This window comes from Pseudenterobacter timonensis (genome assembly GCF_900021175.1).
Lineage (GTDB): Bacteria > Pseudomonadota > Gammaproteobacteria > Enterobacterales > Enterobacteriaceae > Enterobacter > Enterobacter timonensis.
In genome coordinates, this window is the sequence record NZ_FCOP01000011.1 from 444529 (window position 1) to 457962 (window position 13434).

Here is a 13434-nt window from a genome sequence, read left to right on the forward strand (position 1 = left end):
ACGAAAATCTGATGAGTGACTATAAATCAACCCTGAATTTGCCGGAAACAGGGTTCCCGATGCGCGGCGATCTCGCCAAGCGCGAACCGGGAATGCTGGCGCGTTGGACCGATGATGACCTGTACGGCATCATTCGTGCAGCCAAAAAAGGCAAAAAAACCTTCATTTTGCATGATGGCCCTCCATATGCGAATGGCAGCATTCATATTGGTCACTCAGTCAACAAAATTCTGAAAGACATTATCGTCAAGTCCAAAGGGCTGGCGGGCTTTGATTCGCCTTACGTGCCGGGCTGGGACTGTCACGGTCTGCCGATCGAACTGAAGGTAGAGCAGGAGTTTGGCAAGCCGGGCGAGAAATTCACCGCCGCCGAGTTCCGCGCGAAGTGCCGCGAGTATGCCGCGACTCAGGTTGAAGGGCAGCGCAAAGACTTTATCCGTCTGGGCGTACTGGGCGACTGGTCTCATCCGTATCTGACCATGGACTTCAAAACCGAAGCCAACATCATCCGCGCGCTCGGTAAGATCATCGGTAATGGCCATCTGCACAAAGGGGCCAAGCCGGTGCACTGGTGCGTGGACTGCCGCTCTGCGCTGGCGGAAGCGGAAGTGGAGTATTACGACAAAACCTCTCCTTCCATCGACGTCGCGTTTGAAGCGGTCGATCAGGATGCGCTGAAGGGCAAATTCGGTCTGCCGGGCGTCAGCGGTCCGATCTCGCTGGTTATCTGGACCACCACACCGTGGACCCTGCCGGCGAACCGCGCTATCTCTCTCTCTGCCGAGTTTGACTACGCGCTGGTGCAGGTTGAGGGCAAAGCGCTGATCGTGGCGAAAGATCTGGTGGAGAGCGTGATGAAGCGCATCCACGTCAGCGACTACACCGTGCTGGGTACCGTCAACGGTGCCGAACTGGAACATCTGCGCTTTAAGCATCCGTTCCTCGACTTCGACGTGCCGGCGATTCTGGGTGAGCATGTTACCCTCGACGCCGGTACCGGCGCGGTCCATACCGCAGGCGGTCACGGTCCGGACGACTACAACATCAGCCTGAAATATGGTCTGGAAATTGCGAACCCGGTTGGACCGGACGGCGCCTATCTGCCTGGCACCTATCCGACGCTTGACGGCGTGAATGTCTTTAAGGCAAACGACATCATCGTCGATATGCTGCGCGACAACGGCGCGCTGCTGCACGTTGAGAAGATGCAGCACAGCTACCCATGCTGCTGGCGCCATAAGACGCCGATCATCTTCCGCGCGACCCCGCAGTGGTTCGTCAGCATGGATCAGAAAGGGCTGCGCGAGCAGTCGCTGAAAGAGATCAAAGGCGTGCAGTGGATCCCGGACTGGGGCCAGGCGCGTATCGAATCGATGGTGGCCAACCGTCCTGACTGGTGTATCTCCCGTCAGCGCACCTGGGGCGTGCCGATGTCCCTGTTTGTGCATAAAGAGACGCAGGAGCTGCACCCGCGTACGCTGGAGCTGATGGAAGAGGTCGCGAAGCGTGTGGAAGTTGACGGCATCCAGGCCTGGTGGGATCTCGATTCGCGCGACATCCTGGGCGATGATGCTTACAGCTACGAGAAAGTGCCTGATACCCTGGACGTATGGTTTGACTCCGGTTCTACCCACGCTTCCGTGGTTGACGTGCGTCCGGAATTTGCCGGTCACGCCGCCGACATGTATCTGGAAGGCTCTGACCAGCACCGCGGCTGGTTCATGTCCTCCCTGATGATCTCTACCGCCATGAAGGGCAAAGCGCCGTACCGTCAGGTGCTGACCCACGGTTTCACCGTGGATGGTCAGGGTCGTAAGATGTCCAAGTCTATCGGCAATACCGTGTCGCCGCAGGACGTTATGAACAAGCTGGGCGCGGATATTCTGCGTCTGTGGGTCGCTTCCACCGACTATACCGGTGAGATGGCCGTTTCTGACGAGATCCTCAAACGTGCCGCCGACAGCTATCGTCGTATCCGTAACACCGCGCGCTTCCTGCTGGCTAACCTGAACGGTTTCGATCCGGCGAAAGATATGGTCAAACCGGAAGAGATGGTAGTGCTGGATCGCTGGGCGGTGGGCTGCGCGAAAGCGGCGCAGGAAGATATCCTGAAAGCCTACGAGTCTTACGATTTCCACGAAGTGGTGCAGCGCCTGATGCGCTTCTGCTCCATCGAGATGGGTTCGTTCTACCTCGACATCATCAAGGACCGCCAGTACACCGCGAAAGCGGAAAGCCGGGCGCGTCGCAGCTGCCAGACCGCGCTCTATCATATCGCGGAAGCGCTGGTGCGCTGGATGGCACCGATCATGTCCTTCACTGCCGATGAGATCTGGGGCTATCTGCCAGGCGATCGCGAGAAGTATGTCTTTACCGGCGAGTGGTATGAAGGGCTGTTTGGCCTTGCAGAGACCGAGCCGATGAACGACGCCTTCTGGGACGAGCTGCTGAAAGTGCGTGGCGAAGTGAACAAGGTGATCGAGCAGGCGCGCGCCGACAAGAAAGTGGGCGGCTCGCTGGAAGCGGCGGTAACCCTGTACGCAGAACCGGAGCTGGCGGCGAAACTGACCGCGCTGGGCGATGAATTACGATTTGTCCTGTTGACCTCTGGCGCGAAAGTTGCGGATTATGCCGACGCAAGCGCCGACGCCCAGCAGAGCGAAATGCTCAAAGGGCTGAAGGTGGCGCTGAATAAAGCCGAAGGGGAGAAGTGTCCGCGCTGCTGGCACTACACCACCGATATCGGCCAGGTGGCGGAACACGCAGATATCTGCGGACGCTGTGTGAGCAACGTCGCCGGTGATGGCGAAAAACGTAAGTTTGCCTGATGAGTAAATCGTTGAGTTCAACAGGGCTACGCTGGCTGTGGCTGGTGGTAGTCGTGCTGATTATCGATTTGGGCAGTAAATTCCTGATCCTCCAGAACTTTGCTCTGGGGGATACGGTATCGCTGTTCCCGTCGCTTAATCTTCACTACGCGCGCAACTATGGCGCGGCGTTTAGCTTCCTCGCCGACAGCGGCGGCTGGCAGCGCTGGTTCTTCGCAGGGATCGCCATCGGCATCTGCGTGATACTGGCTGTGCTGATGTACCGCTCGAAGGCGACGCAGAAGCTGAACAATATCGCTTACGCGCTGATCATTGGCGGCGCGCTGGGCAACCTGTTTGATCGCCTGTGGCACGGCTTCGTGGTCGATATGATCGACTTCTACGTCGGCAACTGGCACTTCGCTACTTTCAACCTTGCCGATAGCGCCATTTGCATCGGCGCGGCGATGATTGTGCTGGAAGGCTTCTTGCCTAAGCCCGCAGCGAAAGAGCAGGCGTAAAACCCGCCGGGCGGCGCTGCGCTTACGATTAATGTAGGCCCGGTAAGCGCAGCGCCACCGGGCAAAAAAAAGCGAGCAATTTGCATGTCTAAATCCGTACAGAGCAACAGCGCGGTTCTCGTTCATTTCACGCTGAAGCTGGACGATGGCTCTACCGCCGAATCCACCCGCAATAACGGCAAACCCGCGCTGTTCCGCCTTGGCGATACTTCCCTTTCGGAAGGTCTCGAGCAGCAGCTTCTTGGGCTGAAAGAGGGGGAGAAAAAAGCCTTCTCGCTGGAGCCTGATGCGGCGTTCGGCGTGCCAAGCCCGGACCTGATCCAGTATTTCTCCCGCCGCGAGTTTATGGATGCGGGCGAGCCGGAAGTGGGGGCGATTATGCTCTTCACCGCAATGGATGGCAGCGAAATGCCCGGCGTGATCCGCGAAATCAGCGGTGATTCCATCACCGTTGACTTCAACCATCCGCTGGCGGGCCGTACCGTCCATTTTGATGTTGAAGTGCTGGAGATCGACCCGGCGCTGGAGGGTGTAAATGCAGATTCTGTTGGCTAATCCGCGCGGCTTCTGCGCAGGCGTAGACCGTGCAATCAGCATTGTTGAAAACGCGCTGGAAATTTACGGCGCGCCGATTTATGTACGTCATGAAGTGGTTCATAACCGCTACGTGGTGGATAGCCTGCGCGAGCGCGGGGCCATTTTTATCGAGCAGATTAGCGAAGTGCCGGACGGCGCGATCCTGATTTTCTCCGCCCACGGTGTCTCCCAGGCGGTGCGCAACGAAGCGAAAAGCCGCGATTTGACCGTCTTCGATGCGACCTGCCCGCTGGTGACCAAAGTGCATATGGAAGTTGCCCGTGCCAGCCGTCGCGGTGAAGAGTCGATTCTCATCGGCCACGCGGGGCATCCCGAAGTGGAAGGCACCATGGGACAGTACAGCAACCCGGCTGGGGGGATGTACCTGGTGGAGTCGCCGGAAGATGTCTTTAAGCTGACGGTGAAAAACGAAACGAAGCTATCGTTTATGACCCAGACCACGCTCTCGGTTGACGACACCTCCGATGTCATTGACGCCCTGCGTACCCGCTTCCCGAAAATCGTCGGGCCGCGTAAAGATGATATTTGCTACGCCACGACCAACCGCCAGGAGGCGGTGCGCGCGCTGGCGGAGCAGGCGGATGTGGTGCTGGTGGTGGGCTCGAAAAACTCCTCTAACTCCAACCGTCTGGCGGAGCTGGCCCAGCGGATGGGTAAAGCGGCGTTTCTGATCGACGATGCGACCGATATTCAGGAAGAGTGGGTGAAGACGGCGGCGTGCGTCGGCGTCACCGCAGGCGCTTCCGCCCCGGATATCCTGGTGCAGAACGTGATTGCCCGCCTGCAGGAGCTGGGTGGCGGCGAAGCGGTGCCGCTGGAAGGCCGTGAAGAGAACATTGTCTTTGAGGTGCCGAAAGAGCTGCGTATCGACGCGCGCGAAGTCGAATAATCGCCCCACTTATCAAATGCCGGTTACTGTGTGACCGGCATTTTTCCTCTTGTTAACCGTTTTTCCCGCGATAGATACGCTCCGGCCTGCCGACCTTGCCGTAGAGTATTTCTGCCTCAAGAAATCCCTCCCGTACCCCTTGTTCCAGATAGCGACGGGCGGTAGTTTTGCTACTGCCGAGCAGACGAGCCAGTGAATCGGTAGTGTGGACGTTTTCCGGGTTCAGAAAACAGTCGCGTACCCGGGCGAGCGTGTTTTCATCGATTCCGCGCAGGGCGGAGGATCCCGTGGTTTCCTGCTCTTTCGCCAGCATATTAAAAAGCGCATCCACATGGTTCTGGTTGGCCTGCTCGCTGGAGCGCAGCGAACTGCGATAGCGGCTAAATCTCTCCAGCGTTTGCTGCAGGCGCTGGTGATGAACCGGTTTGATAAGGTAATCAAAAACGCCCAGACGGATAGCCTCGCTAATGGTATCCATATGGTTGTCTGCGGTGATAAAAATGATGCGTCCTTCGTAGTTGTTGCTGATGGTGTGCCGGATAAAATCGATGCCTTTGCCATCCGGGAGAAAGTTATCCAGCAGGATAAGCTGGGGCTGGTATAGGCGGAGATATTTTTTCGCGGTTTCCAGCTTATCGGCGACGGCGATAACGTTATAGTGCGGAAACTGCCTGATGGTATCTACCAGTATTTCTGCCAGTAAAGGTTCATCTTCAACAATGAGCGTTGCAATACTGTCCATGATCTTCATCTCAGTCATGAGGGATGTATAAAGTAAAAATCGTGCCTTCGGGGATATTGTTATCAACAACAATCACTCCCCCGGCCTGGTTGACATAGCTTTTGACCAGCCATAAACCAATACCATGATCGCCGTTCTCGCTGCTGGTAATACCCCGCTCAAAAATACGCTCACGAATGTTTGCATCGATGCCGCAGCCGTGATCGGCTACCTCTACAATCACCTCTTTGCCTTCGCTATTGATAAGACAATCAATCTGGCGCGAGCCCGAAGGCTGGCGCAGCGAGGCGTTATAGGCGTTGTCGAGCAGGTTGCCGACGATAGATATCCATTCGTTCTGGGTCAGCGAGGAGGGAAGGCGATCAACGTAGCAGGCGGGATCGAACACCAGCTCCAGCCCCAGCTCTTTCGCGCGGTAGTATTTACCAATCAGCAAACCGGCAAGATGGTGGTTTTTGACGTTTTCGACTATAAAATCCAGCACCTTCTGATGACTCTCAGACTGTTGCTGAATAAGAGCGAGGGCGTTGTCATAGCGTTTCAGATAGAGCAGCCCGGCAATGGTGGAAATGCGGTTGCGATACTCATGCTGTACGGCGCGGAGGTTGTCGGCATACTGCTGGATCTGGCTTAGCTGCAGGCTCAGCGTGTTGATATCATCTTTGCTGCGAAAACTGATCACCCATCCTCGCGGCTCCTGATCGATAATCACCGCCATCCGGCTGGCGATCACCTTAATCTGGTTGAAGGTAACGATCTCATCTTTTTTATTTTCCTGCGGCGAGGAGTAAAAAAAAGTCTTCCGGGGTAACGACCTGATTAATGGCGTTGCCAATCAGCATCGGCTCCGGCTGGCTGAGGTTCAACATCCGTCTTGCGGTCTGGTTGATGGCGGTGATGCGGTGATCGGAGTCAATGGCAATAAGGCCTTCAAAGACCGACTCGAACAGCACGCTCTGTTGAATCAGCAACTGCGCCAGCTGCTGAGGCTCCATATTAAACATCTGTTTTTTGATATGGATTGAAAAGAGGCGGGCGCAAAGCATCAGAACACAGAGCAGGATCCCCATCGGGATCAGCAGGGAGCTAAGCTGCAGGCTGAGCCAGTTTTCCAGCTGTTCCAGGGTATAGCCAACCGAAACAATTCCCAGCACTTTACCTGACGCATCCTGAACCGGGGATTTACCCCGCAGCGACGATCCGAGCGATCCCTTACGCACAGAGACATAGCTTTTGCCTTTATAGAGCGCGTCGTAGCTATCGCCCCCCTCCATCAGCTTGCCGATTTCGCCTGGGTTCACATGGTAGAGGCGGCGTCCGTTTGCATCGCCAACGGTAATGTAGGTGGCGTCGGAAAAGGAGCGCATAGGATCGATAAGCGCCTTAATACGCGGTAAATCGTGATTGCGTACCGCCTTCACCAGTTCGGGCATGGCGGAGATTTGCATCGCCTGGATCAGCGCCCGTTGTCCCACCTGATAATGCAGGCGCTTCTCGGTTATGCTGGTGAGGTACCACGATAGCGCCAGCATCACAATCGTCGACGTAAAGAGGATGAGCAGGAAGATGCGATTCTGAAACGAGCGTCGTGCGAACCATTGCGTCATTTTTCGGGTAAACATAAGATCCGTGCCAGATTAATCACGATATTGTCTCCTCTTTGCCGCATCGATAAGCAGATGTAACGCAGGATTACGGCATTAATTACATCCTGAGCGGATTCGTAATCACGGGATACAGCCCGCAGGCTGCATCCCGTTTGGGCTACATGGAAAGAACGTACTTCAGCATCACCCCGGCGGCGATAGCGGAGCCGATCACCCCCGCGACGTTAGGCCCCATGGCATGCATCAGCAGGAAGTTTTGCCCGTCCGCTTCGAGGCCAACTTTATTGGAAACGCGAGCGGCCATCGGCACAGCAGAGACCCCCGCGGAGCCGATAAGCGGGTTGATAGGTGTTTTGCCAAAGCGGTTTAACAGCTTCGCCATCAGCACGCCAGCCGCAGTGCCAATCCCGAACGCAACCACCCCCAGCAGCAGGATCCCCAGCGTTTGCGGCTGCAGAAACTTATCCGCCACCAGCTTGGCCCCCACCGATAACCCCAGAAAAATGGTCACGATATTGATAAGGGCGTTCTGCACGGTATCGCTCAGCCGCTCCACGACGCCGCTTTCCCGCATCAGGTTGCCAAAGCAGAACATCCCCAGCAGCGGCGCGGCATCGGGCAGCAGCAGCGCGACCAGCAGCAGCAACACCACCGGAAACAGCATCTTCTCCCGCTTGCTGATGGCGCGCAGCTGAACCATACGGATTTTGCGCTCTTTCTCGGTGGTCAGCAGCTTCATGATCGGCGGCTGGATCAGCGGAACCAGCGCCATATAGGAGTATGCTGCCACCGCAATCGCGCCGAGCAGCTCCGGCGCAAGCTTGCTGGAGAGGTAGATCGCCGTCGGGCCATCCGCGCCGCCGATAATGCCGATCGCCGCCGCCTGCGGTAAGGTAAAATGGATAAAGCCGAAGTAGTTCAGCGTCAGCGCGCCGAGCACCGTGGCGAAGATGCCGAACTGGGCCGCTGCGCCGAGCAGCAGCGTGCGCGGGTTCGCCAGCAGCGGACCGAAGTCCGTCATGGCGCCCACCCCCATAAAGATGACCAGCGGCGCAACCCCAGAACCAATCGCGACCTTGTAAAAAAGCGCCAGCACTCCCGGCGTATAACCCATATCCACCGCCAGGGTTTCCATCTGCGACTGCACAGAAGGCAACGCCAGCGCCAGCGCCTCTTTTATGGCATGGACGTCGGGCGTGCAGTGGAGCCTGGCCGCAATAACCGCCAGTTGCGCCGGGTCGTGATGCGCCAGCAGATTTTCCAGTGCCGTCAGCGCCAGGCCCGCCTCCGGAATATTGGATAACAGGCCGCCAAAACCGATTGGCAGCAGCAACAGCGGTTCGAATTTCTTCGCAATCGCCAGCCACAGCAGTAACAGGCTGACTATCAGCATCACCGCCTGGCCCGCCTGCAGGTGCATTAGCCCCATACCTTCGAAAAGGGCGTTCATACTCTCCATCGTTCTCTCCGTTACGCCAGCTGCAACAGGGTATCGCCAACCGCAACGGCGTCACCGGCTTTAACCGCGATGTTGCGTACCGTACCGGCCTGCGCGGCGCGGATTTCCGTCTCCATTTTCATCGCCTCCAGAATCAGCAGCACCTCTCCCTCCGCCACGGTCTGGCCTTCCGACGCCACCACTTTCCAGATGTTGCCTGCGAGCGGGGCGGTGACCGGTGCGCCGCCTGTCGTGGCGACTGGCGCGCTTGCCGGTGCCGCAGGCGCACTGGTCTGGGCGATCTCTCCTCCTTCGCTCACCTTCACGACAAAGGCTTTACCTTCCAGTTCGACGGTATAGACGCCGGAGGTAGCGCGGGGTGCTTTTGCCGGTTCGGCGGCGGTTACCGTCGTGTCAGGGGTCGGTTCAAAGGCTGCCGGATTATTGCGATTTTCGAGGAATTTCAGCCCAATCTGCGGGAACAGCGCGACGGTTAACACATCGTCGATGGCGTTGGCAGCAAGCGCGATCCCTTTTTCCTGCGCCTGCTGTTTAACGTCGATCTCCAGCTGTGCCAGCTCAGGCTGGAGCAGATCAGCGGGACGGCAGGTGACGGGCTCGCCGCCCTCCAGCACACGCGCGCGCAGCGCCGGATTGACCGGGGCAGGGGTGTGGCCATATTCGCCTTTCAGGATCCCGGCGGTCTCTTTTGCGATGCTCTTATAGCGCTCGCCGGTAAGTACGTTCAGTACCGCCTGGGTGCCGACAATCTGCGAGGTAGGGGTAACCAGCGGAATAAAACCAAGATCTTCGCGCACCCGGGGGATCTCTTGCAGTACCTCATCCAGCCGGTCGACGGCGTTTTGCTGCTTGAGCTGGCTCTCCAGGTTGGTCAGCATGCCGCCGGGCACCTGCGCCACCAGAATGCGGCTGTCACTCCCCCGAAGCTGGCCTTCAAAGGCGTGATATTTTTTACGCACCGCGCGAAACCACGCGGCGATTTTCTCCAGATGCGCAATGTCCAGCCCGGTGTCATGCGGGGTGCCGGCAAGGCTTGCGACCAGCGCTTCGGTCGCCGGATGGCCGTAAGTGGCGCTCATGGAGGAGATAGCGGTGTCAACGCCGTCGACGCCCGCTTCAATGGCCTTCAGCAGGGTCATTTCAGCCATGCCGGTGGTGGCGTGGCAGTGCAGATGCAGTCGCACGTCATAGCGCTTTTTAATTTCGCTGACCAGCTCAAACGCCGCCATGGGGGTGAGAATGCCGGACATATCTTTAATCGCGATGGAATCGACGCCCGTCTCAAGAAGTTGTTCCGTCAGATCCAGCCAGGTTTGCAGCGTGTGGGCCGGGCTGGTGGTATAGCTCAGCGTGCCCTGGGCATGGGCGCCATGGCTGCGTACCGCCCGCAGCGCGCAGGCCATATTGCGCGGATCGTTCATGGCGTCAAAGACGCGGAAGACATCCATACCATTTTTCACGGCGCGTTCGACGAAACGCTCCACCACATCGTCGGCGTAGTGGCGATACCCCAGCAGGTTCTGACCGCGCAGTAACATCTGCAACGGGGTTTTCGGCATCGCCTTTTTCAGCTCGCGCAGGCGCACCCACGGATCTTCCCCCAGAAAACGGATACAGGCGTCAAACGTAGCGCCGCCCCAGCATTCGAGAGACCAGTATCCGGCACCGTCGAGCTGCTCCGCGATGGGCAACATATCCGCCAGGCGCAGGCGCGTGGCGAATAATGATTGATGGGCGTCTCGCAGGACGACGTCAGTAATGGCTACGGTCATACTTTGCTCTCCTTGAATCAGGGGTTAAGTTTGCGGTGATGGCAGATAGCGGCGGCAATCACCGGCTTCAGACGAATAAAGTCCGACTCCGCGGGTGGGCTCGGTTGCGTGACAGGTTGTGGGAAAAGGCGGTTTATGGCGGCGGACATCCCCTGAATGGCAAAAATCAGTACCAGCAAAAAGACCAGTACAAAGCCCATGCCGAGAAACATCAGCGTGAGGCCTTCGCTAAGAAGCACTGCTTCGGTCATATCAATATCTCAATATTCAGGTGCACGGTGGCGGGTCCGGCCGTTTACGCTGACGCCCCGGCTAAGGAACAGGGTGGATTTCACATTGGCCGCTCCTGGCCCGGTGCCCCTGTAAAGCGCTAAGCGTGACGCCCTTCGCCGCCCCCGTGCGTTTTCGTTAAACCATCATGCCAAAGACAACGCTGGCGATAATGAGCACAATGCCGCCGCCCAGACGGGAGGAGATTTGCGCATAGGAGATCAGGTTCATACGGTTACAGGCAGAGAGCACTTCCAGGTCGCCTGAGCCGCCGCGGTTAGCCATGCAGAGCCCGGCGGTAATAGCCGACTCCACAGGAAAGAAGCCAATCAGCCAGCCGCCGATAGCCGCGCCGATAATGGCGCCGATAACAATTACCGCCGCGATGACAATGTTGGCGAAGGTCAGGGCGTCGATGATCTCCTGCAGGTCGGTGTAGCAGACGCCAACACCCACCATCAGTACCCACAGCAACTGTTTGGAGAAGAAATCGGAAAGGCGTTTAGCCCCCGCTTTGATCTCCGGCGAGCAGATCCCGGAAGCGTTCAGTGCCGCGACAATCAGCACCATCCAGGCGAAAGTGTGGATGGCGACGCCGCCGATAGTTGGCAGAATGGCTTTTGCCATGACGTAGGCCAGCAGGAAACAGGTGGTCGCCAGCACCAGGCCGACCGCCGTTTCGCGGTGCGTGACAGGCCCTGCCTGCTCATCATCTTCCGCACGGAAAGAGGCTTTGCGCACCAGCTCGCCGTTGCCGGTCAGCGCCGGGTACTTTTTGCCAATAACATCCAGCACCGCCGCGAAAATAATGGCGAAGATGTTGGCGATGGTCAGAATGGCGATGGCGGTGGAGTAGTACTCTTCCCGCGGACGCCCGGTCACAGAGTGATAAATTTCGGAGAGCGGTACCGCGCCCGCGCCGTTGCCGCCGCCCATAATCGGCAGGACATAGAGCATCAGGATGCGATCGACCGGAATGCCGAAGCAGAGACCGATGGCGATGCCGAAGATGGCGGCGCCAATAATCCCGATTAGAATGGTGGGAATATAGCCTAACAGGGACTTCAACAGCAGCTTGCGGTTAACCGAAAGGATCGCGCCGGTAATCAATACTGAAATAAAAAGGTTCAGGAAATTACTTTTATCCATAACGTTAGTAATGGCGTCAATTTCCTTCTGGGTAAAAATGCCCGCATAAACAAAATAAGCGGCAACCAGAAAGATCATAACTGGCGCACCACCGATATATTTATTAAATAAAGGCAGACGTTTGCCGATTTCGCCAAATATCGCGCCAATAATAAACATTAATGCGAGACCGCCAACCATATCGACGGGTAATGCGTTATTAAAATGTGAAAGTAAAAGCGTAATTAACGCCAGCGCGTAAAGCGGAAGCGGCATACCAAATATTTTAAAATCCAGTAGGGACGCTACGCCTTTCTTCTCCTGTACCGGAGCCTGGCTTATGTTGGTCATAAACACCATCCTGTGCGTAATTAATGTAGTGAGGCGAGGCGAATAATAATGAACTTAACTGGCGAAATGATGTGATAATCCTCACCGAATGACCGGGTTTTTTATTAACTTAATTGGTTTTATTTCTTTGATTTAATTAAATAAATAAACCACATAAACGTAGTTAAATTAGCCGGGGAAATGTGACGAATATTAAAGAATGAAAAGGGGAAGGGTGGCGAGAATAAAATAAGTTATTTAAGGATAGCGGAATAATGAATATTCTCTTCAGACGGATAGACCCGTCCGCTGACGTAGCCCGGCGCAGCGCCGTGGCGCGTTTTCTTCAACATGCCGGGCTGGCGCTGGAGCCAGATTGCGAGACGGTTATCGTTGCCGAGGCGCAGGGCGCTATTGTCGGCTGCGGCGCGATAGCGGGCGAAGTGCTGAAATGTATCGCCGTAGCGCCAGGGCTGCATGGACAGGGGCTCAGTCTGCGGCTGCTGACCGAACTGGTGACGCTGGCGTTTGAAAAAGGGCGCAGCGAACTCTTTCTTTTCACCAAACCGGAAAATATCGCGCTCTTTTCCGGGGCCGGTTTTTGGCCGATTGCGGAAGCGGGCGAACGCGCGGTGCTGATGGAAAACAGCCGGGAAAGGCTGGGACGCTATTGCCGTCAGCTGACGCTCTATCGCCAGCCCGGCGAAAAGATTGGCGCGATTGTGATGAACGCGAACCCCTTCACGCTCGGACACCAGTGGCTGATTAAGCAGGCGGTTGAGCAGTGCGACTGGCTGCATCTGTTCGTGGTGAAAGAGGATGCCTCTTTTTTCCGCTATCAGGATCGCTGGGCGCTTATTCAGCAAGGCATTACGGACATTCCCCGCGTCACCCTCCATCCTGGCTCCCGCTACCTCATCTCCCGCGCCACCTTTCCGGGCTATTTCCTCAAGGATAAAGGGGTGGTGGACGACTGCCACAGCCAGATCGATCTGACGCTGTTTCGCCAGTACCTGGCCCCCTCGCTCGGCATCACCCACCGCTTTGTCGGCAGCGAGCCGCTCTGCCCGCTGACCCGCGCCTATAACCAGCGCATGAAAGCGGCGCTGATCTCGCCCACGCTTCCCGGCCCGGTGATAGAGGTGGTTGAGCTGGAACGGATCGGACAGGGCGGCGCGGCGATCTCGGCATCGCGGGTGCGCAAACTTTACTCACAGCGGGACTGGCCGGCCATTGCCGCGCTGGTGCCATCCTCCACGCTTGCCTTCCTGATGCGTCTCGCGGCGCAGGTTGGCGAGACGGCGTGAATTAT

General features: G+C 57.1%; 10 protein-coding genes and 1 pseudogene. 5 read left to right on the plus strand and 6 right to left on the minus strand.

All coding sequences use genetic code 11. The features are described from left to right. Window positions 1–11: 11 nt before the first annotated feature. The 4 genes from ileS (at window position 12) to ispH (ending at window position 4814) form a co-directional block, all read left to right on the plus strand. Window positions 12–2828, plus strand: a complete 2817-nt coding sequence (gene ileS / locus BN3796_RS08455) for an isoleucine--tRNA ligase (protein ID WP_061707921.1) — start codon at window positions 12–14, stop codon at window positions 2826–2828. Beyond that, complete coding sequence (gene lspA / locus BN3796_RS08460) at window positions 2828–3328, plus strand: signal peptidase II (protein WP_061707922.1); 501 nt, start codon at window positions 2828–2830, stop codon at window positions 3326–3328. Before ileS ends, lspA begins: the two co-directional genes overlap by 1 nt. 84 nt (window positions 3329–3412) lie before the next feature. Beyond that, window positions 3413–3883, plus strand: a complete 471-nt coding sequence (fkpB, locus tag BN3796_RS08465; RefSeq protein ID WP_061707923.1) for an FKBP-type peptidyl-prolyl cis-trans isomerase — start codon at window positions 3413–3415, stop codon at window positions 3881–3883. Continuing rightward, the gene (gene ispH, locus BN3796_RS08470) at window positions 3864–4814 is read left to right on the plus strand and encodes a 4-hydroxy-3-methylbut-2-enyl diphosphate reductase (protein WP_061707924.1); all 951 of its coding nucleotides are present in this window, start codon (window positions 3864–3866) and stop codon (window positions 4812–4814) included. Before fkpB ends, ispH begins: the two co-directional genes overlap by 20 nt. Before the next feature lie 52 nt (window positions 4815–4866). On the opposite strand, the gene citB is transcribed toward ispH, so the two are convergent. From citB to citS, 6 genes and pseudogenes are all read right to left on the minus strand, one after another. Then, complete coding sequence (gene citB / locus BN3796_RS08475) at window positions 4867–5556, minus strand: citrate response regulator transcription factor CitB (RefSeq protein WP_061708826.1); 690 nt, start codon at window positions 5554–5556, stop codon at window positions 4867–4869. A gap of 10 nt (window positions 5557–5566) precedes the next feature. Beyond that, window positions 5567–7178, minus strand: a pseudogene (gene citA, locus BN3796_RS08480) (citrate sensor histidine kinase CitA). Between the two features lie 142 nt (window positions 7179–7320). After that, entirely contained in the window at window positions 7321–8622 is a 1302-nt protein-coding gene (locus BN3796_RS08485; protein ID WP_061707925.1) for an oxaloacetate decarboxylase subunit beta, read from the minus strand. Between the two features lie 11 nt (window positions 8623–8633). Continuing rightward, window positions 8634–10394 carry a sodium-extruding oxaloacetate decarboxylase subunit alpha gene (oadA, locus tag BN3796_RS08490; protein WP_061707926.1) on the minus strand — a complete coding sequence of 587 codons (1761 nt, stop codon included), beginning with the start codon at window positions 10392–10394 and terminating at the stop codon, window positions 8634–8636. Between the two features lie 17 nt (window positions 10395–10411). Further along, window positions 10412–10645 (minus strand): oxaloacetate decarboxylase subunit gamma, encoded by a 234-nt coding sequence (locus BN3796_RS08495; protein WP_061707927.1) that lies wholly within the window; start codon window positions 10643–10645, stop codon window positions 10412–10414. Window positions 10646–10802: 157 nt separating this feature from the next. After that, window positions 10803–12143, minus strand: coding sequence for a citrate/sodium symporter CitS (citS, locus tag BN3796_RS08500; protein WP_061707928.1), 1341 nt, complete (start codon window positions 12141–12143; stop codon window positions 10803–10805). A 254-nt stretch (window positions 12144–12397) separates the two neighbouring features. Between citS and citC the strand changes: the two genes are divergently transcribed. Beyond that, window positions 12398–13429, plus strand: coding sequence for a [citrate (pro-3S)-lyase] ligase (citC, locus tag BN3796_RS08505; RefSeq protein WP_061707929.1), 1032 nt, complete (start codon window positions 12398–12400; stop codon window positions 13427–13429). Window positions 13430–13434: the final 5 nt, after the last annotated feature.

Bases quoted from the DNA above. Each gene is read 5' to 3' on its own strand.
- citS (WP_061707928.1), bottom strand. From the start codon at position 12,143: ATGACCAACATAAGCCAGGCTCCGGTACAGGAGAAGAAAGGCGTAGCG.
- fkpB (WP_061707923.1), top strand. From the start codon at position 3,413: ATGTCTAAATCCGTACAGAGCAACAGCGCGGTTCTCGTTCATTTCACG.
- BN3796_RS08485 (WP_061707925.1), bottom strand. From the start codon at position 8,622: ATGGAGAGTATGAACGCCCTTTTCGAAGGTATGGGGCTAATGCACCTG.
- citC (WP_061707929.1), top strand. From the start codon at position 12,398: ATGAATATTCTCTTCAGACGGATAGACCCGTCCGCTGACGTAGCCCGG.
- BN3796_RS08495 (WP_061707927.1), bottom strand. From the start codon at position 10,645: ATGACCGAAGCAGTGCTTCTTAGCGAAGGCCTCACGCTGATGTTTCTC.
- ileS (WP_061707921.1), top strand. From the start codon at position 12: ATGAGTGACTATAAATCAACCCTGAATTTGCCGGAAACAGGGTTCCCG.
- oadA (WP_061707926.1), bottom strand. From the start codon at position 10,394: ATGACCGTAGCCATTACTGACGTCGTCCTGCGAGACGCCCATCAATCA.
- citB (WP_061708826.1), bottom strand. From the start codon at position 5,556: ATGGACAGTATTGCAACGCTCATTGTTGAAGATGAACCTTTACTGGCA.
- lspA (WP_061707922.1), top strand. From the start codon at position 2,828: ATGAGTAAATCGTTGAGTTCAACAGGGCTACGCTGGCTGTGGCTGGTG.
- ispH (WP_061707924.1), top strand. From the start codon at position 3,864: ATGCAGATTCTGTTGGCTAATCCGCGCGGCTTCTGCGCAGGCGTAGAC.